Source organism: Paenibacillus sp. FSL H8-0261 (assembly GCF_045040645.1).
Classification (GTDB): Bacteria; Bacillota; Bacilli; order Paenibacillales; family Paenibacillaceae; genus Paenibacillus_AQ.
Genome location: NZ_CP150297.1, coordinates 5,500,813 through 5,522,338, shown reverse-complemented (window position 1 = coordinate 5,522,338; position 21,526 = coordinate 5,500,813). Strand labels below are relative to the sequence as shown.

Sequence of the window (21,526 nt, the reverse complement as noted above, 5' to 3'; positions counted from 1 at the left end):
AAAATTTCGTTCAGATAATCCTTGTGTTTATCTGAAGGGAGTTTAGAGGGAAGTGTTTTTTTGGTATTGTTAACGTATTTACTGATATAGTTATAAAGTGCTATAGTGCTGTCAGAAGAGGATCGATTTTTCAACGTATATTTGGGATCCCCACAAAGTACCCGAGTACGCATCGAAGCAAAGCCGCACTTTGTGGGGATATTTTCGCATAGGTGGTGACGTATGAGCTCCCTGCTTGAAATTAGAACACTGATTTATTTGTTTATTTTCGGAAATTTATTTATATTACTGCTTATAACCAATTATCGAAGTACCGCTGTTAAAGATACAGCCTCCACCTTGTTCATCCGATCAAAGGAAGTGCAGCTACTCTTTTGGTGTTCGATTTTATTATGGGATTATCTCCCTCATGCGTTGTCCATTCCGCTTAGCAATGCTCTGATCCTTGGAGGGTGCTGTCTAGAAATTACAGCGTTACTGCTGATGATGGGAGTACTGGGGCCAAAAATAAAGCGATATTACATCATCCTTTCGGTATTGAGCATAATTAGTTTTAGTATCATCGCATTATTTTTTAATCATTCCAACTTGCGCATCGCTTGTACTTCACTTTGGTCTATACTATTTATAGTTTATCCAGCTTATCATCTAACTGTGAATAAAAAGGCTACCCCTCTTCAAAAAATATTAGGCGTATTATTTTATGTATTTGCAGCGATTATGCTGATGCGGGCGCTTGTTGCATTGATTTGGGAGCCCGAGATGAATGTGTTCTCAACAAATCTCACGCAATATTTGTATTATTTGGGGATGTATTTATTATTTATCGTAGGGGCTGCCGGTTATATTCTTCTCTCAAATGAGCATTCCTTCGTCAAACTAAAAAGAATAGCCAGTTATGATGATTTGACGGGGATCCTAAACCGTGGAGCATTTCTTCAGGAAGCGGAGATAAAGCTTGAAAAGGCATTTCAAGCGCAGGAGTACTTCTCATTTTTGCTATTGGATTTGGATTATTTTAAACAGGTCAACGATACTTATGGTCATGATACCGGTGACATTGTGCTGGAAGAGTTCGCATCGACGATTAAAGATAATCTCGGAAATGGCGATTTGTTTGGCAGACTAGGGGGCGAGGAATTCGCAGTCATACTCTGTGGGGTAGATGAGCAGAGCTGCGACCAGAAAGCTGAAGCGCTTCGTGAGGCGATAATGAATACTTCCACTAATAAGGTTCAACAGGGGTACACAGTTAGTATAGGTGTAATTACGATCATTCCAGATCAGGAGATTTCGATAAATAAGTTGTACAAGCTAAGCGACAAGGCATTATATCAGGCCAAACAAGAGGGAAGAAATAGAGTCATCAGATACCGATATGTATACTGAGAGTCAGGAATACTAGGGGAGGTGAACTTCACTTATATGCATCTGGATCTCCAGACACTGCTGGTGTGTCTCTTTTTGTGGCAATCGTTCACGGTGCTGCTTATCGTGGTGTATCGTTTGCGTTATCCGCAGGAACAGACTTCTTCATTGTTTATCACAGCAAAATATTTGCAACTAGCAGCCTTGATCCTCTTATTACTGAAGGATTTTATAGATACACCACTTAGTCTACCGATCATAGCACTTCTTGCTTTGGCTGGAGGCACGCTCGAAAGCTTGGCGCTTCTAATGCTTCTCAGAGTATTCGGGAGCAAAGTGGAGAGATATTATTCTATATTATTCGGAGTATCCATTCTAGTTGTGGTGCTTATGTATTTGTTGATGCCAAAGGATCCTCTCGTTATTCCAGTCGCTTGTCTGGCTGGAGTTCTGATTATAGCCTATCCTGCTTATATACTATGTCTGAAGGTCATGGAGACTTCGCTACAAATAATAATGGGACTGCTATATTGTCTTGTCATCTTGTCGTTGGCGGGGAGAGCCTTAGAACCGCTGTATTCCGTATTAGGAATCAATACACAAGTTGCACAATTTCTTTATTTGTTTTTTTATCTCGGGATTTATTTGTATATGTTTCTAGGAACCGCGGGAATTATGCTGCTTTATAGAGAAGATTCCTTTGCAGAAATGGAGCGGGTAGCAACTTATGATGAGTTGACCGGTATTTTGAATCGCAGGTCGTTCGTTTTGCGTGCTCGGCCTTTAATAGCTGCTTCAGCGATGAAGAAACTGCCCTATTCTTTTTTACTGCTGGATGTCGATCACTTTAAGAGCATAAATGATAATTACGGCCATAATACAGGTGACCAAGTACTAACTGATTTGGCGTCTAAAATAGAGCAACAGCTTGGTCATGGTGATCTGATCGGAAGATTTGGGGGAGAAGAGTTCGCAGTGCTCCTGCACAGAGCCGATGAGAAGAGTAGTGATGTTATTGCTGAAGGAATGCGCACAGCTGTTATAGGTTCAATGATTCATGGCGTACCGCTGCACTACACGATAAGTATTGGAGTCATTACGATAGAATCGGGTGAACGTTTTTCTCTAAATAATCTCTACAAACTTTGTGATAATGCATTGTATCAAGCTAAGAAAAAGGGTCGGAACTGCGTTGTTAGAAGCTATGAAATATAAAAGTGTCTTCCTTTCGTCATTAGATGAGGAAGACACTTTTTTGTTTGCATAGGGAATAGTTCAGAATACCTAACGAGTATAAAATTTTGGAATAGAAAATTCATGTTCGTGTATTACTGGAAAAGTAGTTTTTTTGCTTGAATCTTCAAAAAAATAGCGATATATATAGGTTTATCGCAATGATTTTCGAATAAAGCATGAAAATATATAAAAATTTTAAAGGTTTCCCTATAAATCGACAAAAATTTTATGTGAAATGAGTTACTATTGAACTGCATCTAAAGTTGCAGTGATAAGTAGAGAGGATTTATATAAAAAATTCAAGGAGCCAGAGTCATGCGAGAAAGAATGCTGTTCCTTTCAGCACAGAATCAAAGCGCAGAGGATCTAGAAGGAGAAATGAGAACAGGGAGTATTCTCGAGATTTTGCTAGGGAAATTTGATATTGATTTGCTGACGTATGCCAGTACGCACAAGGATATGTCTACAAATGATGGAACTGCACTAACGGTTCATTACATTAACGGGTGCATTAACTCGTGGAGATCTATGCTGCGTCCCTTACATATATTACGGAATTTCACTAATCGGAGTCATGCGGAGAAAGACATGAAGAGTACCATCGTGGAGCTTTGTAGATCGAATAATTACAGACATGTATTTATATCGCATAGCTTGCTGGGAAATTGCATTGATATGGTTCGTAATCTGCTTCCTGAGGCCAGTGTTATTACAGATACGTATCGTTTTGAGAGCGGGCTTGCCGTTGGAAAAGAAATTGGGAAGCCGAGCAGCAGTAATCCTTATTATAAACTAAATGAGGCTTTGGTTCGGCGGAATAAGCGGAGACTAATGAATAAAACGGGTGTACTCTTGGCAACCTCGGAATGGGATGCCCTTTCATTCAAATCTCTATCCTTTGCGGATGCCCGTAAAGTTCATGTTGTTCCTCATTTCATAAAAATGAATGAATACGACGCTTTTACTGAGCCTGTTGCAAAAGAAAATTCAATGGTTCTGCACTGGAGTATGAACACCAGACAGGGGATTAAGGCTGCTCAAAACTTCTTTAAGAAAAGCTACCCTTTGATTAAAGAGCAAGTTCCTGATATCAAGTGTTACATCACCAGTCATGAGGTTCATACGGATGTGTTGTCGCTTGTAAAGGATGATGTATCGGTAATTATCACTGGACCTTTGAAACCATCTGCTGATTATATACGTCGTGCTAAAGCGGTTCTTGTACCTATCCTTGAAGGTTGTGAAGTCTCCAGAAACATTCTGGAATCATGGGCACTCAAAACGCCGGTGGTTACAAGTTCTATAGTATGCGAGCGATTGAACTGTGAGCATAACCGTAATATTTTGCTTGCTAATACCTCAGTTGATGTTGTTGCTAGTGTAATAACGTTGTTAAAGAATCCTGAGATGGCAACGATTATTGCTGATCGGGCGCATCGCACATTATTGAAGGATTACGAAGTGAATTATGTGAAGAACAAGATTCTTAGTCTTGTGTAAAAGGTACGCCCGAGAAGGCTCTGCCTGAGGTATATAAAAAACCCGCGAGGACGTTTTAGGGTCCTACGCGGGTTATTTTATTTTTGTATGATTTTACAGCAGGTTGCGGCGTAATTCTTCTGGAGATTTCGGAGACAACATTCCAAGTGGAATATCGAATACTGTACGCGCTCCACTCTGTCCTTCTTGACTCATACGCTGAGCGGCTCTGGCATAGGCCACGAGAACACTAGCTGTAAATTCTGGATTGCTCTCCAGCTTCAGGCCGAATTCAACAATCTGCTTCGTACCTTCCCCTGTTACACCACTGCGAATAACAAACCCGCCGTGCGGAATTCCGCTATGCTGAGCTGCCAATTCTTCTTCAGTGATGAAAGTAACCGTAGTATCATAATCTGCAAAATAGTTCGGCATATTCACGATTTCTGCACGAATGCGTTCTTGATCTGCCCCTGCTTCAGCCACTACAAAACACTCTCTAAGGTGTTTTTGACGAGTGGTAAGCTCTGGTGTTTCACCAGCGCGAATGGCCTCAATAACCTCTTGTACTGGAACGGTATATTGTACACCAGCTTTAACTCCATCTACTCTGCGGATCGCATCGGAGTGGCCTTGGCTAACGCCTTTGCCCCAGAAGGTGTATTCTTTACCTTGTGGAAGAATAGCTTCAGCGAGCAGACGATTCATTGAGAATAAGCCTGGATCCCAACCAGTAGAAATTACGCTGAGTGTTCCACCTTGTTTAGCTGCGGCATCAACGGTCTCGTAGAACTCGGGGATTTTGGCATGAGTATCAAAGCTGTCCACGGTATTAAACATCCGGGCAATGGCTGGTGTTTGTTCTGGCAGATCGGTAGCCGATCCTCCGCATAGAATCATAACATCCACTTTACCCTTATATTGTTCGACGGCAGAGATGTGTTCGAACTTCACACCGGCTTCTCCGGCTTCCAGTTGTCCAGGTTCTCTGCGCGTAAAGATCGCAACTAGCTCGATATCTTCACTTTGGTTGATAGCCTTACGTACACCTTTTCCTAAATTTCCGTAGCCTACAATAGCTGCTTGAATTTTTTGTTTCAGAAGAAGCCCTCCTAATCAGTAGTGAACTAAAGCATCATTTCTAGCTTACCTAGTATAGTGCACACTTTTAGCTCTTTTTATATAGTATATAAAAGGTACATGTAATGTAAACTGAATCTGCATAATCTTTCATAATTCCTATGGCTTAAAAATAGCATATCTCTCTATTGTCTATCATATATTTACTTATAGATTAGATGAGGTGAGGTGTAACTGTTGAATAACGGAAGAATGACATTCCGATTTGACGTGAACAAGGACGAGCCTAAACCAAAGCCTAAAGTGGTAGAGCGCTGGTCAAATGGCGGATTGGGCACAGCTGAAGAGTACGCTGAGGGACTGCGTCAAGAGGTAGGTCCAGCACAGCAAACATGGCTTTATGAGCCTGATTTTCGTTCTACGCATGAGGCACCGCCGGAAGATTCCTATGACTATTACTCGGGTACTGTAGATCCACGTCAGGAAGAATGGGACGAACAGGATAAGGATTTTAGATATACACAGCAATCGTATCTTCTGTCAGATATGGTTTCGGATAGCAGGGATAAATTAGAGAATGTATCCTCTGGCAGTTACGGAGGCTCTTATCATACTCGACGTCCTTCGTATTGGTGGAAATTGGCTCTTTCTGTTACGGGAGCCATCGGCACAGGGGTACTGCTTGGTTATGCTGCACTTTCTTTCTTTTACGGAGGGAATATGGACAGTAGCTCTGGAAATGGGACAGCAGACATGGCGGCTACTTCAGTGCAGTCCAGTGGAGCTAAAGATCCGGCAGGTGTAGGTACATCAGGATTACCAGTGACGGGTACTGAAAATGCAGGGAAGAACACCATCCCAGTTCAAGTAGCTGCGCAAAGCTATTATCTGCTGCAGTACGGAGTATTCAGTACACCTGCAGGCGCTGAAGAGGCTCGCCAGGAGCTGTTAACTGCAGGTTTGGCCGCGGGTATGGATCCTGCCGACGGCAATCGTGTGTATGCTGGAATATCATCCGACCGTGAACAGGCCAAGCTACTTAGCAGCGGACTAAAGAATCAGGGTATTGAACTGTATGTGAGAGAGGTGGCACTTCCCGGGGCTGAACAGCTTGTCTATACCGGTAATGCAGAGGAAGTGAAGAACTATTTCTCCGTGAGTGGGCAGCTGCTCAGTGAACTAAGCAGTCAATCTGCTTCTTTACTTAGCGCTGGCCAAACTAGTACGACAGCAAATACCCCCGCTATGAGTGATCTCCATCTGCAATGGAGTGAAGCAGTAAAAGTGCTGGAACAAGGCGTATCTCCTGAAGCCAAAAGCATTTGCGCAGCGTTAGAGAAATCAATGAGCCAAGGGATATCAGCCTGGAGTGAATATAACAAGAACAAGGCTCAGGGCCTACTTTGGGAAGTGCAAGAATCGATGCTGAGCTTTTTGACTAGCCAGAAACAGCTACTAACTGCAATGAATTAACTGATAGATTGTTGACATTAAAGACAGCAAGCCTCCAGATGTGGGGGCTTGCTGTTTTGGCGCGAAAGAGGAAATTATCCCTATATAACTTAAACTATAATTGATACGGAGGATGGTATCGCTCCGCAACTTTTAGTGCAAATGGTGGTAAACATTACCGTAAGGGATTTTACGTTTGTATTGATCACAATTTCACCGTATAATAATTAGGGTGTCAAAAAATGGCGAGGGAAGACTGAGATGAAGAAGAAAAATGTAGGAACACTGCTGTTATTTCTAATTCTAGGCTGGCTGGCTGGAGCCTGGATCGCCAAGCTACTGCAGCCGGTAAAGGCTCTTTCTTTTCTAACAACATCGACTGTGCTTAAGTGGTCTCCGCGAGCCGATTTGGACATCATAACCTATGACATCACTATTCATTTGAAATTGTGCATGCTAAGTCTCGTCGGTATTATTACAGCTGTATGGCTGTACCGAAGACTGTAACTCTCGTTACTGATCAAGAAGGGACGTTTACAACGTGGACAACTCACAACACATTATTTTAGCCTCAGGTTCACCGCGTCGACGAGAGCTTTTGTCTTTACTGGGCTTGCCTTTTGAGGTCATTACCAGCGAAGCGGACGAAAGCACACCACCGGACTTTACGCCGGAGCAAATCGTGCGCAGTTTGGCTCTACGAAAAGCAGAGGCTGTAGTGGCTGCAGCAGGAGAGCGTAACGCAGTAATTATTGGTAGTGATACGATTGTTGTACTAGATAACACTGTGCTAGGCAAACCGGTGGACGAGCTGGACAGTAAATCGATGCTTACCAGACTTCAGGGCCGGAATCATAAGGTATACACGGGTGTAGCCTGTATTGGACTTCCGCATGGAAAGACTATAGTGGAGCACCGTGTTACTTCCGTAACGATGAGAGCAATGACGGAGAATGAAATTATTGCTTATATAGCTACGGGAGAGCCCGCTGATAAGGCTGGCTCTTATGCGATACAAGGGCTTGGTTCCACCTTGGTGGAACGAATTGAAGGCTGTTATTTCAATGTTGTCGGATTGCCGCTGTCGCTTCTTGGCGAAATGCTGTCCGAGTTCGGTATAACTGTATTGAACCGGTAGGAAGCTTGGGAAAGAGGGATAGGGATGGAGTCGCAATCAGTAATGCTGCGGGACCTCCCCCATGAAGAACGACCAAGAGAGCGCATGATGCATTATGGGGCGGAATCATTAAGTCAAGCGGAGTTGTTAGCCATTCTGCTGCGTACGGGAACACGCCGTGAATCGGCTATTCATATTGCACAGCAGATGCTGGGGAAAATCGGTGGCCTGCGTGGGCTAGTTGACCTTAGCATCGAAGAACTGACCGAAATCAAAGGTATCGGCCCTGCCAAGGCCGTGCAACTAAAAGCAGGCATCGAACTTGGAAGGCGCCTTGCGAACTCCAGGTTTAACATGCCAGTCATTATCCGTTGTCCTGAGGACGCTGCGGAGATACTGACTGAGCAATTGCGTTATCTGCAGAAGGAGCATTTTGTCTGCTTGTTTCTGAATACGAAGAATCATGTGATAGGACAAGAAACGTTGTCTATGGGCAGTCTTAATGCTTCGATTGTTCATCCTCGTGAGGTATTCCGAGCAGCTATAAAATGTAGTAGTGCCTCTATCATATGCGCACATAATCATCCTAGTGGTGATCCAACGCCTAGTCCTGAGGATATCTCCTTGACCTCAAGACTGCTTCAGGCAGGCGAGATTGTCGGGATTGACGTGTTAGATCATCTAATTATCGGTGATAGCAGCTTTGTAAGCTTGAAAGAAAAAGGACACATGTAATATAAATGTGAAGATTTACTTAGGAAAAGGAGAATTAGCATGTTGGGTAGTTTTACGAAAGATTTAGGAATTGACTTGGGGACAGCGAATACGCTTGTCTATGTACGCGGTAAGGGGATCGTTGTAAGAGAGCCTTCCGTTGTAGCCATTAACACTGACACTAAGACGATTGAAGCCGTGGGTGAATCCGCTAAAAAGATGATCGGTCGTACACCGGGAAACATTCGTGCGATCCGTCCGATGAAGGATGGCGTTATCGCTGATTTTGACACAACGGCTACGATGATAAAATATTTTATTCGTCAAGCACAGAAACAACGTTCTATGTTCCAACGTCACCCTAATGTAATGGTCTGCGTACCATCCGGCATTACTGCTGTAGAGCAACGTGCCGTAGAAGATGCTACTAGACAAGCTGGTGCTCGCGAAGCTTACATTATCGAGGAACCTTTTGCTGCAGCGATTGGTGCAGATCTACCGGTATGGGAGCCAACAGGAAGTATGGTTGTTGATATCGGCGGAGGTACTACTGAAGTTGCTGTAATTTCACTCGGCGGTATTGTTACTAGTCGTTCCGTACGTGTTGCGGGTGATGAAGCGGATGAGTCCATCATTCAGTACATCAAACGTCAGTACAATCTGATGATTGGTGAACGTACTTCGGAACAGCTTAAAATGGATGTAGGTTCTGCCTTGCCACTTGAGAAAGCTGAGACTATGGAAATTCGCGGACGCGATCTCGTTACAGGCCTGCCAAAGACGCTTACAATTACTTCTGATGAGATCTGTGAAGCATTGTCCGATACAGTGAGTTCTATTATTGAAGCTGTTAAAGTAACTTTGGAAAAATGTCCACCGGAGCTCGCAGCAGATATTATGGATCGCGGGATTGTCTTGACAGGTGGAGGCGCCTTGCTTCGTAACTTGGATAAACTGCTTGCGCGTGAAACTGGAATGCCAGTTATTGTCGCTGAGAACCCTCTGGATTGTGTAGCGATTGGAACAGGAAAGGCGCTTGATAATATCCATTTGTTCAAGAGTCGCAGCAGTTCCAGTCTTCGCTCTAAGAGATAAGCCTATGTATTGCCACTTGTGTACGTCAACCCCTGTTATGGGAGAAATACTGTTGTTAGAGGGTGTTGAAACTGTTTAAACTCTTAAGCAATAAACGTCTGTTTATTCTGTTGATTACACTGGTGCTGTTCATTGTGGTGATGGGCTTCAGCTTGGCATCAAGGAGTTCCTTGTCCTGGCCGGAGAACTTTCTTAGAGATACTACTGGTTTCGTGCAAAAAATGTTCTACAAGCCCGCTGGATATGTAGCGGGCTTGTTTGAAGATATCGGAAATCTGAAAGATCTTTCTAAGGAAAATGAGCAGCTGAAGATTCTAGCCGCCCAATATGCACGTGATAAAGCGCAATACAATTTCATTCAGGTAGAAAATGAGCAGTTAAAGGAACAGTTGAAGTTCACGAAAGCTCAGGAGGAATTGTATAAATATCAATACCATATTGCGCAGGTGGTTAGTCAGACAACAGAACCAAGCAATAGTACGATTGTAATCGATTTAGGTGCTAAAGATGGCGTTCGACCAAATATGTCTGTGATTTCGGTGGATGGTTTGGTGGGTGTTATTAGTCAAGTCAGCAATTTCACCTCTACGGTGAAGCTGATGACCATGATGGATACGAATGACCCTAATTCTCAGCCGCCAATTGCGGCAACCGCTATTAACAAAGAGGGCAAAACCTTTGGTATGATTGAAAGCTATGATCCGAAGACAAACAAGTTATTGATGAACAAGATCCCGCCAGGTGATCCTATTGCGCCGAAGGATGTTATCGTTTCTTCTGGTATTGGGGGATTGTATCCGCGAGGATTGACCATCGGTACCGTTGAAAGCGTTGAGGTTGGTGAATTTGGATTAACCTCCACAGCAGTGATTAAGCCTTCAGCAGAATTTCAAGACTGGAAGCAGCTGATTGTTGTTTTTACGGAGGAGCGTGCTGAATAGTGAATATGCGCAGATCTGTTCTTGTTCTGTTACTGTTCCTCTTGTTCATTCTGGAGGGAACCATTCTGCCTTGGCTGATTCCAGATGTATGGCAGATGCGAATTATTCCGAATCTAGTGTTCGTTGTGCTATTGTTCGTGGCTGTATATCATCATCGTCATACAGCGCTTATACTGGGCCTAACTTTCGGACTATTACATGATGTCGTTTTTTATGGCAGAATTCTAGGAGCACATTCTTTTGCGATGGGTCTGTCGGCTTATTTAATCGGCCTTCTGTTTCAGATTCCGCGTGCGCCACTGCCTCTTATGATGACTGTGATTCTGCTCGGAAGCTTGCTAGAGGATAGTGTGTTATTTGGTATTTATAGTGTATTCAATCTCAATCAGGAGCCTTATAGCTGGGCTATTTTGAATCATATGCTACCAACGATGCTCTTTCATTTTGCTATTGCTCTGATCCTCTACATACCGTTACGACGCCAGCTTGAGCTGATCAAGAAAGAGAAGAGTACGGAAGAAGCGGCATAAAGAAGCTTCTATTTTCTTTCTTAATAAAGCAGGAATTTAAGGGGCCCGGCACGAATGAATGAGGATAGGGGGCCAGGCATATGACAGTAAAATCCAAGCATGTAAGGATTAAGGGCATCAAGGATGGCCTGATATTCCTGCTAGACGACAAGTGTCCCTTCGAAGATCTTCTGAGCGAGCTTCGCTATAAGTTGGAGCACAGCCATCAAAATATTTTGACTGGACCGATTGTCCATGTAGATATTAAGCTGGGCAATCGTCCCGTAACTGAGGAAGATAAGGAAGCTGTGCTGGAGATTCTGAAGGGACAGGGAAATCTACTGATTCGTTCCATAGAGGCGCTTCCAGTGCCCGGCAGTGAGGATAATGACGCGTTGTTTCTTATGAGCGGGATTCTTCGTTCCGGTCAGGTGCTGCACCATGATGGAAATCTTTTATATCTGGGGGATGTGAACCCAGGAGGAACTATTACCTGTTCAGGCGATATCTATATTCTAGGATCACTTAGAGGTATGGCGCATGCTGGAGTAGATGGAAATGAAGAGGCGATTATCGCTGCTTCATTAATGTCTCCGACACAACTGCGAATTGCTGATATTATCAGTCGTCCTCCCGATGAGTGGGAAACCCGAGAAAGCAGTATGGAGTTTGCATATTTAACGAACGGAGCTATGCAAATCGATAAAATTCATAATCTAGTCAAAGTACGTCAGGATTTAAATGTGTTTAAAGGGGTGTAGCCTCCATGGGAGAAGCGATAGTCGTAACCTCGGGCAAAGGCGGAGTTGGCAAAACAACCACAACAGCCAATATTGGAACCGCACTTGCACTGCAGGGTAAAAAAGTATGTCTCGTCGATACCGACATTGGACTGCGTAATCTGGATGTAGTAATGGGGCTTGAGAATCGTATTATTTATGATCTTGTGGATGTAGCGGAGGGGCGTTGTCGCCTAAATCAAGCACTCGTTAAAGACAAACGCTTTGATGAGTTGTATATGTTACCCGCAGCTCAAACGAAGGATAAAACGTCCGTCACTCCTGAACAAGTAAAAGATATTATTCTCGAACTGAAGAAGGAATATGAATATATTTTGATTGATTGTCCAGCAGGGATTGAACATGGCTTCCGCAATGCGATTGCCGGTGCGGATAAAGCGATCGTGGTTACCACACCAGAGCATGCTGCTGTGCGGGATGCGGATCGTATTATCGGACTGCTTGAGCAGTCACATGTGGAATCGCCAAAGCTGGTGGTAAATCGTATTCGCCCAGGTCTTGTGAAGTCTGGGGATATGCTTGATATTGAGGATATTTTACAGGTGTTGAATATTGATCTTATCGGAATTGTTCCGGATGATGAACTGGTCATTAAGGCCGCAAATAGTGGAGAGCCTACAGTTATGAATCCCGATTCGTCAGCAGCTATTGCCTACCGCAATATTGCTCGTAGAATTTTAGGTGATGCTGTGCCGCTAATGCAGCTTGATCGGAAACCGGGAGCATTTAAGAAGTTCAAGAAATTTTTCGGTATGGCTTAATTCTGCACCAAGCAATCTTACTATAGAAGCATTAACGGTCCCACCACTAGAGAAATCTATGGGTGGGATTTATTTATTTAGTGGTATTTAAGTGCTCCACCTTGGGCGGGCTTGTTCTAAAGAGACTTCCGTGCTTCATAAAATGGAAGTAAAACAAGCCCGTCCGGAGGGATAAACATGGATCTCAAATCAGATATCAAGAATCGCCGCAAGGAGCGTATCCGTAGTTTGCTGGAGGAAATCCCGAATATAGAAACAGCAGAGGTGCCTCCGTTATTCGTTATGCCCGAAAAGAGTACGAGCTTCAAGGAGTGGGGTACGGGGTTTAAGAAAAATGAGGAGCAATCATCTATAGAGCCTGATCCGGAAGTGATGTGGAAAGAGAGACGGGGTGGCTGGGAGGAACCAGGAGGAGGAGGTTCTAAATTTTCTTCCGGTTTTATTCGACGGGTTATAGCCAGTGTGCTTGTGTTTGGAGCGGTGTGGGGAGTTTTTGCAGTTCACCAGCCATGGTCCTATAAAGTCCAAGCCTTTATTAGTGACGCCTTGAGTAATGACATGGATTTCACAGCAGTGCGGGTCTGGTATGAGGAGAATTTTAATGGTGCACCGGCGTTCATACCGATATTTGGTGACAAAGACGAACCTGCTCAAAAGGCAGCAGCTCAACATGAGCTTAGTGCTCCGGTAGCTGGAAGTATTGTGGAGCCCTTTGCCTCCACGCTAAAAGGTGTAGAAATTATGCCTCAAATCGATTCAACCTCAAATGTGACGGTGAAGAGTATAGACATGGGACGTGTTCTTTCCATCTCTAAAGAATTGGACGGTGGCATTCGAATTGCGGTTCAACATTCTGGAGGAATTACAGCAGAATACGGACATTTAAATGGCACTAAGCTGGAGATTGATGACTGGATTCAGAGTGGAGATGAACTCGGTTGGATGCTGGAGAAAGAGGGCTCCTCAGCTCCAACGCTATTCTTTGCAGTGATGAAAGACAAGACTTATATTGATCCTACAGAAGTGGTATCGTTTGATTAGGATCTTAGGGATTGATCTGTCACTACATCCATTGTTCGTAATCATTATGTTGTTCTCTGTACTCACAGGACAATTTCTGGAGTTGCTAACTTTATTTACGATCGTCCTCATTCATGAAATGGGACATGTGGTGGCTGCCCTTTTAGTTGGTGTTACAGTCAAATCGGTTCAGCTTCTTCCGTTTGGCGGAGTTGCGGTTATTGAGGATCATGGGCGGCTCACCGCTAGTCGTGAGATTGGTATTGCACTTGCCGGTCCGCTGCAAAATGGAATCATGATTGTTATGGCTCTTGGGCTTCAGCAAGCAGGTTATGGTAATCAGGAATTTTTAATCTATTTTATAAATGCTAATGCCATTATTGCGCTCTTTAATCTTTTGCCTGTTCTGCCACTTGACGGAGGCAAAGTACTTCAGGCTACAGTTAGTTTATTTCTTCCTTATTACTATACTTTGCTATGGAGCGGACGAGTGAGTGTTGCTGCAAGCATTTTTGTGATTGTTTATGCGCTATTGCCTCTTGGAGCAGGTGGAGGTTTGAGGCTGAACATGGTTATGATCGGTGCTTTTTTATTGTATTCAAATCTCACGGATCATCGGAATTTACCGTACCGATTTGTTGCGTTTTTGATGAATAGGGAGGCGGTTTATGAGTATCATTTGCGGACAGGAAGTGTGGCTCGGCCAATTGTTGCCTTATCTGCGAAACCTTTAGATGCTATATTGCGTCTATTTAAACGTAATCAATATCATTTTATCTATGTATTAAACGGCGAAGGAAATGTTGTTGCTGTTGTGCCGGAACAGCGCTTAATATCTACCTACTTCGGAATGTAGTGTATTTATGCAGAGCGTGAGAAGGGATGAATGAATGAACGAAACCAGAGGTGAAGCCATGAAACAGATGATCGTTCACTGCACGCAGCACATTACCCGAATGGCTCTTCTGGAGAACGGAAGGCTTGTGGAGTACGCGGCTGAACGCGATCAGCAGCAAGGGCTGGTCGGAAGTTATTATAAAGGCCGTGTGATTAACGTACTTCCAGGTATGCAGGCTGCTTTTGTTGACATTGGACAGAAGAAGAATGCTTTTTTATATGTTGATGATGTATTGCACCCTCATTTGGATAGACAGCCGGATGTGAAGCCTTCTATCGAGACGCTTTTGCAGCCGGGTCAGGATATTGTTGTACAAGTAAGAAAAGAGCCTAGTGGCGGCAAAGGTGCGCGTGTAACGACCCATTATACATTGCCCGGTCGCTGGATGGTGTACATGCCTTTTGCCGATTATGTTGGGGTATCCAAAAAAATAAGTCGCGATGCAGAACGTAGCCGGCTCAAAGGAATTGGTGAACGTCTGCGAATGAAAGAAGAGGGGGTTATTATGCGGACCGTCTCTCAGGATGAGCCGCATGAAGCAGTGGAGGGTGATCTTTCATTTTTACGTGCGCAATGGGATAACATTACACGTCGGGCACAAACTGCAGAAGCCCCAGCTCTACTTCATCGTGATCTTAGTATTGTTCAGCGTTTTATAAGAGATGCTTTTAATCCACAGCGTGATCAGTTGATTATAGATTCTCCAGTTGCAGTTAAAGAAGCCAAGGCATTTCTGGATGACATGGCACCTGATGGGTACAAGCCTGTGAGTTTATATAATGGACCGGAGTCCATTTTTACAGCTTATGGGGTACAGGAACAGTTGCACAAGAGCTTCAGTCGCAAGATCACGCTGGAGGGCGGAGCGACAATGATCTGGGATGAGACGGAGGCGCTCACCGTTATTGACGTGAACACTGCGCAATACATTGGAGGAGCATCCCTTGAAGAGACGGTGACGAATACTAATTTGCTTGCAGCAGAGGAGATTGGTCGTCTGATCCGTTTGCGAGATACGGGCGGAATTATTATTGTTGATTTTATTGATATGGAAGAAGAAATACACCGTAAAATGGTTACCGAGCGGCTGGAGAAAGTGATCTGCAAGGATCGAACCAAAACCCATATTCTCGGTTGGACAAGACTTGGACTCCTCGAGATGACCCGGAAGAAGGCAAGACATGATTCAGCCAGCTTCGCACCTATCCTTTGTCAGTGCTGCGGAGGGACTGGGAAAGTTGGAGAATGGATGGAATGAGTTGACGATGGGCGATAAGTATGATAATATCTTCAAGTATGTGTTTGATTGATTCGGTCCTGCACATGCTGTAACCGCTCCGATCGGGTACATAAGCGCAGTTCCCACGGGAATCTGCCACCTAGACTAGGCGAGTCTGAGACATGAGGAGGTGCAAGTAAAATGTATGCAATTATCGAAACTGGCGGTAAACAATACAAAGTCCAAGAGGGCGATGTTTTGTTCATTGAGAAGTTGGAAGCTGAAGACGGCGCAAGTGTAACTTTTGACCGTGTATTGGCTGTTTCTAACGAAGGTGGTCTGACTGCAGGAACTCCGCTCGTAAGCGGCGCGTCTGTAACAGCTAAAGTCGAGAAACATGGTAAAGGCGCTAAGGTTGTAGTTTACAAATACAAACCTAAGAAGAACTACCACAAGAAACAAGGCCATCGTCAACCGTACACGAAAGTAACTATCGAGAAGATTCAAGCGTAAGAAGGTGCGTGAATGATTAACGTACGGATTACACGATCTTCGGATCTAGGAACTATCGTTGGCTTTGAGGTAAAAGGGCACGCGGGTTATGCAAAGCGTGGCGAAGATATCGTATGTGCCGGTGTTTCGGCCGTAACGGTTGGAACCGTCAATTCGATTGAGACTTTGACCGGAATCTCCATGGATACATCCATGAAGAACGGATTCCTAAGTGGAACATTAGGTTCCATTGATGATTTCGATACTTCCGCGAAGGTGCAATTGCTGCTTGAATCCATGGTCGTGATGCTAAATGATATCGCAGAATCATACGGAAAGTATCTTCAAATAGAGCAAGTAAATATTTAAAGAAGGAGGTTGACAACATGTTGAAATTGAATCTTCAATTGTTCGCATCGAAAAAAGGTGTAGGTTCCACAAAAAACGGACGGGATTCCCATTCCAAACGTCTTGGCGTGAAACGTGCTGACGGTCAAGCAGTAACCGGCGGTAACATCTTGGTTCGTCAACGCGGAACAAAAATTCACCCAGGCACTAACGTAGGCATCGGTAAAGATGATACGTTGTTCGCATTGGTGGATGGCGTAGTGAAGTTCGAACGTTGGGGCCGCGATCGCAAAAAAGTGAGCGTATACCCAGTTGATGTCGCTCCGGTAGCAGCGGCACTGGAAGCGTAAGCTTACGGAACCATATTTGCATGTAGAAGCCTCCGGCATGAGTGCCGGAGGCTTTTTTGTAGAATATTCAGAAGCGTATGTGGATACCTTTGAGCACTTTAGAAATGTAGACCTTCAGAGTTTTAAGAAAACATAAACATCCTTAGACATATGTGAAATCTCACGGTTATCTCTGGTGAACTACAGGGAACTGCTGTGTTATACTAGGAAATGGTAATTGATGAGGGTAATAATCTAAACGAAGTCATGAATTTTGCGAACTGAGGGACGGGGAGAAAGAATGAAATCCTGGAAAAGTGCAATCTGGGCAGTCATGTTATCCGTAATGCTTCCTTTAGGACTCGTGTATTGGCATACCTCCCTTTTGACGTGTCTGTTGCTTGGAATTTGGGTAGCAGCAACGGTTGCTTTCAGTTTGATTTGGAATCAGCGTCATTGGGAACGGGAACTGCGTATACAAGAGAACACTCTGCAACAGGCGGCGATTCGGACACTGAATCATCATCGTCATGATTGGATGAATGATTTGCAGATTCTTTACGGATATATTCAGCTTGGAAAGCCTGATAAATCCGTGGAGTGTGTGGAAAGAATAAAGGAACGCATAGCACTTGATAGTCGTATCGCTAAGCTGGGCATTCCTTCATTGGTCTTCTATATCCAATCTTTCCGAACTTACCGGACTAGTCTGGAACTGGAAGTTCAAGTGGAGGAAGGATTGCAACTGGAGGAGAAGCTAAACCGGGAAGCAGGAGATGAGCTGACTTCAGTGATCATGCAGACCGTACGAGCTTATCAATATAACGGACTGGCTCCTCAGGGTGAAACGCGCAAGCTGCGTCTTGGCTTTATTCAGGATGGAGGAGACATTCTTATCTCCTTCGAAGGTGAGGGAGAGCATGGCAATCCCGAGCAGCTCAAAGGGCAAATTTATAATATAGTACAAGGGAAAATCATGAAAGCGGAGCAGTTTAAGCCCAGCAAGGCTTATGTAGAGCTGCGTTTGCCGCTTGAAATGTGAGGAAGGTGAACATTAATGTTCGTAGATAAAGCTAAGATTTATGTTAAGGGCGGAGACGGCGGGGATGGTATCGTTGCGTTTCGTCGGGAAAAGTATGTACCGGATGGTGGCCCAGCAGGTGGTGACGGTGGCCGTGGTGGCGACGTTATCTTCCGCGTAGATGAGGGCTTGCGTACGCTGATGGATTTCCGTTATCAGCGCCATTTTAAAGCGGACAAAGGGATTAAAGGACGTAACAGAAGTCAGCATGGGGCGAACGCTGACCATATGATCGTGCGGATTCCACCTGGAACCATATTAATTGACGATGATACTCAAGAGATCATCGCCGATTTGACTCGTCATGGTCAGCAAGTTGTTGTTGCTCGTGGGGGTCGTGGGGGTCGTGGGAATGCTCGTTTTGCAACAGCAGCTAATAAGGCTCCAGAGCTAGCAGAGAACGGCGAAGAAGGTCAAGAGCGGTATATTGTTATGGAACTTAAGGTTATGGCTGATGTGGGACTTGTAGGCTTCCCGAGTGTGGGCAAATCTACGCTACTGTCGGTCGTATCCGCAGCTCAACCAAAGATTGGTGCATACCATTTCACTACGATTACACCGAACTTAGGTGTAGTAGATGTTGGGGATGGACGAAGCTTTGTAATGGCGGATCTGCCAGGATTAATTGAGGGAGCTAGTGAAGGTATAGGGCTTGGTCATGAATTCCTGCGTCACGTTGAACGTACACGGATCATTATTCACGTAGTGGATATGTCTGGTTCAGAGGGGCGTGATCCCTTCGAGGATTGGGTTCTCATTAATGACGAGCTGAAGCAATATAATGCGGCTCTAATTGATCGTCCTCAAATCGTGGCCGCGAATAAAATGGATATGCCAGAGTCAGAGGAGAATCTCATCGCTTTCCGAGAACGCGTAGCTGAGCTGCGTCCGGATCTTGAGGTTATGCCAATCTCCTCGCTTACCCGTCAGGGTGTTCAGGAACTGTTATATCGTGCAACGGATATTCTTGATAGTATTCCGGTGGCACCGGTAGTTGAAGAAGTATCAGGAACAACTGAACGTAAGGTTTATAAGCTGGAAGCGGAAGATAATAACTCGTTCACCATTACACGTGATAATGAAACATATGTGGTCAACAGCCCTCGTATCGAGAAAATGTTGAAACGTATGCAGCTTAGCACACATGATGCGATTCTAAAGCTCGCCCGGACTTTGCGACATATGGGTGTAGATGCAGAGCTTCGTAAACGTGGAGCTGTAGAGGGGACTATTGTCCGTATTGGTGAGTTCGAATTCGAGTTCGTAGAGAATAGCAGTTACTATTAATATTTAGCTGATTACAAAGCGCGACTTGTGTTCTCCTGTAGAGGAAGACACAAGCCGCGCTTTTTTTATTTCCTTATCGAGTATATTTTTTTCGTGAAAAGAACCCAAATCACGATATATATCGTATACAATTAATATCGAAATACACAATTTCCCATCCGGGAACGCATACGTTATTCATATATCATAGATGATGAAAGAGGGAATAGCAGATGGCAATTATAGAAGTGGTGAAGTACGACGGTCCTCCGGGGATTTTCGCATGGAAATATCCTAACCAAGAGCTAGGGACATGGACTCAGCTAATCGTTAATGAATCTCAGGAAGCGATCCTATTCAAGGGCGGACAAGCGCTTGATTCCTTTACGGCAGGGCGGCACACCCTGAGCACCGCCAATATTCCTATTTTATCTAATATCGTTAATCTTCCTTTCGGTGGGAAGTCGCCGTTCACAGCAGAAGTATGGTATGTGAACAAGACCAATTCGATGAATGTTAAATGGGGAACCAGCGCACCTTTACAACTCCAGGATCCTAAATACAAAATTATGATTTCTGTTCGTTCCTTCGGACAGTTTGGTGTAAAGGTTGATAATCCGCGCAAATTTTTGTTGCAGCTTGTTGGAACGCTTCCTCAGTTTGATCACGATACGCTCGTGAATTATTTCCGCGGCTTGCTTATGTCAAATATAAATGAACTGATCTCATCCTACCTTGTACATAAGCAAATCAGTATACTGGAGATTAATGCCTATGTTGCAGAGATCTCAAAGCATATCCAGGGGCGGCTAGCATCAACTTTTCTGGATAATGGACTTGAGCTGAATAATTTCTATATTGATTCCATTAATATTCCTGATGATGATCCGGCAACGATTCGATTAAAGGAAGCTTTAGCTAAAAAAGCAGAAATGGATATTATCGGATTCAACTATCAGCAGGAGCGTGGCTTTAACACGATGGAAAAAGCAGCAGGTAATCCAGGTAATCTTGGAGTAGGCATGATGAACACCGGGATGGGGCTTGGACTTGGTATGGGATTCGCTGGACCGGCTATGGATATGGTGAATCGTATGACCCGAGGGATGAGTTTTGATTCAGGGACTACAGTTGTGCGCCAAGAGCGCTCCTGTTCGAAGTGTGGGGTTATGAATTCTGTTGAGGGAAGGTTCTGCAGTGGCTGTGGGCATGCTCTGGAGAGCATTCAGCAAAGCGCATCGTCCGGAAACAAGATCAATTGTTTGGAATGTGGACATGAATTGAAAGCAGGAGCCAAGTTCTGTCCTGGTTGTGGCAATCCTTATCGTGCTTGTCCAACCTGTGGAGCAGATAATCCTGAGGGTGCATCTTCCTGTGTCTCTTGTGGAAAAGAAATGCCTAAAGCCTGTGGTAAATGTGGAGAAATGGTATCACCAGGGGTGAAATTCTGTCCTCACTGTGGAGATAGTTTGGTTATTAAATGCGGAGGTTGTGGGCATGAGCTGAAGCCTGGACAGAAATTTTGTGCAGAGTGTGGAACAAAAGCAGGCTGAAGGAGGACGTTATGAACAAGGGCAAAAGCTATATTCGTATCATCACCATTATTTATGTGGCTGCTATAATACTAACGGTGTTCTCCTTTATAGGGTTAGGCTTCTCTGAATCACTGTTTCGATTCGTGATTTCGCTAGTTGCTGTTCTGCTGGCGGAGAGTGTGGTGTATGGCTATTGTATTTTTTGGCTCCGTACTGCAGGTAGTGTGCAGCGGACCTCACCCGTTCTTCTCAGCGGTGCATTCATCACGGGGATTTATGCGGTTGGAGTATTCGCATCGGCTATTGTCTTTGATTGGCTACTGGAGTTGTCCCCTCTGTGGTATGCTGCCGTTCAACTGCTGATTCTTTTGATTGGTGGAATCACACTGGCTGTGATCGGGATTTATGGATGGAATGCCGGAACAGAAGAACAGCAAATGCAGAGGTCTTTGCAAGCTTTTCGGCAGCATCAGAGTGAAATAAACGAGATCAGTACGCTGGCAAGCAGCTGGAAGAATCCCGAAACTGAACAGCTTGTAAAAGTGCTCAATAAGTTACGAGATCAATTCAAGTTCAGTGATCCTGTATCAGATCCATCTTTATATGCTACTGAGGATATCATGCATCAGCAGATCTCCCTGTTGCATGATCATGTGAAGCTTCTGCTCATGACAAATGAGCCACGTGAGAACTGGCAAGCTGAAATCAACGAAATGGCCGACAGTATTAAAGCTACACTAGAGCGGCGAAATCGGGAATTAGCGGCACTTAAATAGGAGGAAATAA

Annotated in this window: 23 protein-coding genes and 1 other annotated feature; of the genes, 22 read left to right on the top strand and 1 reads right to left on the bottom strand. The window is 44.4% G+C overall.

The features are described 5' to 3' along the window. The first annotated feature begins 222 nt into the window (after nt 1-222). The 3 genes from MHI27_RS24640 (at nt 223) to MHI27_RS24630 (ending at nt 4,104) form a co-directional block, all read left to right on the top strand. The gene (locus MHI27_RS24640) at nt 223-1,389 is read left to right on the top strand and encodes a GGDEF domain-containing protein (protein WP_405174881.1); all 1,167 of its coding nucleotides are present in this window, start codon (nt 223-225) and stop codon (nt 1,387-1,389) included. A 36-nt stretch (nt 1,390-1,425) separates the two neighbouring features. Continuing rightward, nucleotides 1,426-2,583 (top strand): GGDEF domain-containing protein, encoded by a 1,158-nt coding sequence (locus MHI27_RS24635; protein ID WP_340972457.1) that lies wholly within the window; start codon nt 1,426-1,428, stop codon nt 2,581-2,583. 336 nt (nt 2,584-2,919) lie between these two features. Continuing rightward, nucleotides 2,920-4,104 carry a glycosyltransferase gene (locus MHI27_RS24630; protein WP_405174880.1) on the top strand — a complete coding sequence of 395 codons (1,185 nt, stop codon included), beginning with the start codon at nt 2,920-2,922 and terminating at the stop codon, nt 4,102-4,104. Nucleotides 4,105-4,197: 93 nt separating this feature from the next. Here MHI27_RS24630 and MHI27_RS24625 read toward each other — a convergent pair whose 3' ends face one another. Beyond that, a complete protein-coding gene (locus MHI27_RS24625) occupies nt 4,198-5,184 on the bottom strand; it encodes a diaminopimelate dehydrogenase (protein ID WP_076286493.1) in 987 nt (328 codons plus the stop codon). Nucleotides 5,185-5,400: 216 nt separating this feature from the next. Between MHI27_RS24625 and MHI27_RS24620 the strand changes: the two genes are divergently transcribed. The 19 genes from MHI27_RS24620 to MHI27_RS24530 all read left to right on the top strand — a co-directional run bounded on the left by MHI27_RS24620 (nt 5,401) and on the right by MHI27_RS24530 (nt 21,516). Continuing rightward, nucleotides 5,401-6,636 carry an SPOR domain-containing protein gene (locus tag MHI27_RS24620; RefSeq protein ID WP_340972451.1) on the top strand — a complete coding sequence of 412 codons (1,236 nt, stop codon included), beginning with the start codon at nt 5,401-5,403 and terminating at the stop codon, nt 6,634-6,636. 240 nt (nt 6,637-6,876) lie between these two features. Further along, nucleotides 6,877-7,122: a DUF4321 domain-containing protein gene (locus MHI27_RS24615; RefSeq protein WP_042191180.1), complete on the top strand. Its 246-nt coding sequence runs from the start codon at nt 6,877-6,879 to the stop codon at nt 7,120-7,122. Nucleotides 7,123-7,156: 34 nt separating this feature from the next. Next, on the top strand, nt 7,157-7,753 hold the full coding sequence (locus tag MHI27_RS24610) for a nucleoside triphosphate pyrophosphatase (protein ID WP_042191178.1): 597 nt from the start codon (nt 7,157-7,159) through the stop codon (nt 7,751-7,753). A 24-nt stretch (nt 7,754-7,777) separates the two neighbouring features. Further along, nucleotides 7,778-8,467 (top strand): DNA repair protein RadC, encoded by a 690-nt coding sequence (gene radC / locus MHI27_RS24605; RefSeq protein ID WP_042191176.1) that lies wholly within the window; start codon nt 7,778-7,780, stop codon nt 8,465-8,467. 39 nt (nt 8,468-8,506) lie between these two features. Further along, on the top strand, nt 8,507-9,541 hold the full coding sequence (locus MHI27_RS24600; RefSeq protein WP_042191174.1) for a rod shape-determining protein: 1,035 nt from the start codon (nt 8,507-8,509) through the stop codon (nt 9,539-9,541). A gap of 62 nt (nt 9,542-9,603) precedes the next feature. Continuing rightward, a complete protein-coding gene (gene mreC, locus MHI27_RS24595; RefSeq protein ID WP_042191173.1) occupies nt 9,604-10,482 on the top strand; it encodes a rod shape-determining protein MreC in 879 nt (292 codons plus the stop codon). Then, nucleotides 10,482-11,012: a rod shape-determining protein MreD gene (mreD, locus tag MHI27_RS24590; RefSeq protein ID WP_081383060.1), complete on the top strand. Its 531-nt coding sequence runs from the start codon at nt 10,482-10,484 to the stop codon at nt 11,010-11,012. Before mreC ends, mreD begins: the two co-directional genes overlap by 1 nt. 80 nt (nt 11,013-11,092) lie before the next feature. Next, nucleotides 11,093-11,752, top strand: a complete 660-nt coding sequence (gene minC, locus MHI27_RS24585) for a septum site-determining protein MinC (RefSeq protein ID WP_042191171.1) — start codon at nt 11,093-11,095, stop codon at nt 11,750-11,752. A gap of 5 nt (nt 11,753-11,757) precedes the next feature. After that, complete coding sequence (minD, locus tag MHI27_RS24580) at nt 11,758-12,552, top strand: septum site-determining protein MinD (RefSeq protein WP_042130573.1); 795 nt, start codon at nt 11,758-11,760, stop codon at nt 12,550-12,552. Between the two features lie 177 nt (nt 12,553-12,729). After that, nucleotides 12,730-13,593, top strand: a complete 864-nt coding sequence (locus MHI27_RS24575; RefSeq protein WP_076286495.1) for a M23 family metallopeptidase — start codon at nt 12,730-12,732, stop codon at nt 13,591-13,593. After that, nucleotides 13,586-14,428, top strand: coding sequence for a M50 family metallopeptidase (locus MHI27_RS24570; protein WP_076286496.1), 843 nt, complete (start codon nt 13,586-13,588; stop codon nt 14,426-14,428). Before MHI27_RS24575 ends, MHI27_RS24570 begins: the two co-directional genes overlap by 8 nt. A 58-nt stretch (nt 14,429-14,486) precedes the next feature. Next, a complete protein-coding gene (locus tag MHI27_RS24565; protein WP_042194404.1) occupies nt 14,487-15,728 on the top strand; it encodes an Rne/Rng family ribonuclease in 1,242 nt (413 codons plus the stop codon). A gap of 62 nt (nt 15,729-15,790) precedes the next feature. Next, nucleotides 15,791-15,876, top strand: a sequence feature (ribosomal protein L21 leader region). A 14-nt stretch (nt 15,877-15,890) separates the two neighbouring features. Next, nucleotides 15,891-16,202: a 50S ribosomal protein L21 gene (rplU, locus tag MHI27_RS24560; RefSeq protein ID WP_042130566.1), complete on the top strand. Its 312-nt coding sequence runs from the start codon at nt 15,891-15,893 to the stop codon at nt 16,200-16,202. A 12-nt stretch (nt 16,203-16,214) separates the two neighbouring features. Then, nucleotides 16,215-16,550: a ribosomal-processing cysteine protease Prp gene (locus tag MHI27_RS24555; protein WP_042191166.1), complete on the top strand. Its 336-nt coding sequence runs from the start codon at nt 16,215-16,217 to the stop codon at nt 16,548-16,550. 17 nt (nt 16,551-16,567) lie between these two features. After that, nucleotides 16,568-16,879 (top strand): 50S ribosomal protein L27, encoded by a 312-nt coding sequence (rpmA, locus tag MHI27_RS24550; RefSeq protein WP_042130564.1) that lies wholly within the window; start codon nt 16,568-16,570, stop codon nt 16,877-16,879. Between the two features lie 280 nt (nt 16,880-17,159). Then, complete coding sequence (locus tag MHI27_RS24545; RefSeq protein ID WP_076300740.1) at nt 17,160-17,900, top strand: Spo0B domain-containing protein; 741 nt, start codon at nt 17,160-17,162, stop codon at nt 17,898-17,900. Between the two features lie 15 nt (nt 17,901-17,915). Then, nucleotides 17,916-19,226, top strand: coding sequence for a GTPase ObgE (obgE, locus tag MHI27_RS24540; protein WP_340972429.1), 1,311 nt, complete (start codon nt 17,916-17,918; stop codon nt 19,224-19,226). Nucleotides 19,227-19,438: 212 nt separating this feature from the next. Continuing rightward, nucleotides 19,439-20,758 carry an SPFH domain-containing protein gene (locus tag MHI27_RS24535; RefSeq protein ID WP_042191160.1) on the top strand — a complete coding sequence of 440 codons (1,320 nt, stop codon included), beginning with the start codon at nt 19,439-19,441 and terminating at the stop codon, nt 20,756-20,758. An 11-nt stretch (nt 20,759-20,769) separates the two neighbouring features. Continuing rightward, nucleotides 20,770-21,516: a hypothetical protein gene (locus MHI27_RS24530; protein WP_405174879.1), complete on the top strand. Its 747-nt coding sequence runs from the start codon at nt 20,770-20,772 to the stop codon at nt 21,514-21,516. Nucleotides 21,517-21,526: the final 10 nt, after the last annotated feature.

Bases quoted from the DNA above. Each gene is read 5' to 3' on its own strand.
- minD (WP_042130573.1), top strand. From the start codon at position 11,758: ATGGGAGAAGCGATAGTCGTAACCTCGGGCAAAGGCGGAGTTGGCAAA.
- MHI27_RS24575 (WP_076286495.1), top strand. From the start codon at position 12,730: ATGGATCTCAAATCAGATATCAAGAATCGCCGCAAGGAGCGTATCCGT.
- MHI27_RS24615 (WP_042191180.1), top strand. From the start codon at position 6,877: ATGAAGAAGAAAAATGTAGGAACACTGCTGTTATTTCTAATTCTAGGC.
- MHI27_RS24535 (WP_042191160.1), top strand. From the start codon at position 19,439: ATGGCAATTATAGAAGTGGTGAAGTACGACGGTCCTCCGGGGATTTTC.
- MHI27_RS24565 (WP_042194404.1), top strand. From the start codon at position 14,487: ATGAAACAGATGATCGTTCACTGCACGCAGCACATTACCCGAATGGCT.
- MHI27_RS24555 (WP_042191166.1), top strand. From the start codon at position 16,215: ATGATTAACGTACGGATTACACGATCTTCGGATCTAGGAACTATCGTT.
- MHI27_RS24640 (WP_405174881.1), top strand. From the start codon at position 223: ATGAGCTCCCTGCTTGAAATTAGAACACTGATTTATTTGTTTATTTTC.
- radC (WP_042191176.1), top strand. From the start codon at position 7,778: ATGGAGTCGCAATCAGTAATGCTGCGGGACCTCCCCCATGAAGAACGA.
- rpmA (WP_042130564.1), top strand. From the start codon at position 16,568: ATGTTGAAATTGAATCTTCAATTGTTCGCATCGAAAAAAGGTGTAGGT.
- MHI27_RS24545 (WP_076300740.1), top strand. From the start codon at position 17,160: ATGAAATCCTGGAAAAGTGCAATCTGGGCAGTCATGTTATCCGTAATG.
- MHI27_RS24630 (WP_405174880.1), top strand. From the start codon at position 2,920: ATGCGAGAAAGAATGCTGTTCCTTTCAGCACAGAATCAAAGCGCAGAG.
- rplU (WP_042130566.1), top strand. From the start codon at position 15,891: ATGTATGCAATTATCGAAACTGGCGGTAAACAATACAAAGTCCAAGAG.
- MHI27_RS24530 (WP_405174879.1), top strand. From the start codon at position 20,770: ATGAACAAGGGCAAAAGCTATATTCGTATCATCACCATTATTTATGTG.
- MHI27_RS24635 (WP_340972457.1), top strand. From the start codon at position 1,426: ATGCATCTGGATCTCCAGACACTGCTGGTGTGTCTCTTTTTGTGGCAA.
- MHI27_RS24600 (WP_042191174.1), top strand. From the start codon at position 8,507: ATGTTGGGTAGTTTTACGAAAGATTTAGGAATTGACTTGGGGACAGCG.
- minC (WP_042191171.1), top strand. From the start codon at position 11,093: ATGACAGTAAAATCCAAGCATGTAAGGATTAAGGGCATCAAGGATGGC.
- obgE (WP_340972429.1), top strand. From the start codon at position 17,916: ATGTTCGTAGATAAAGCTAAGATTTATGTTAAGGGCGGAGACGGCGGG.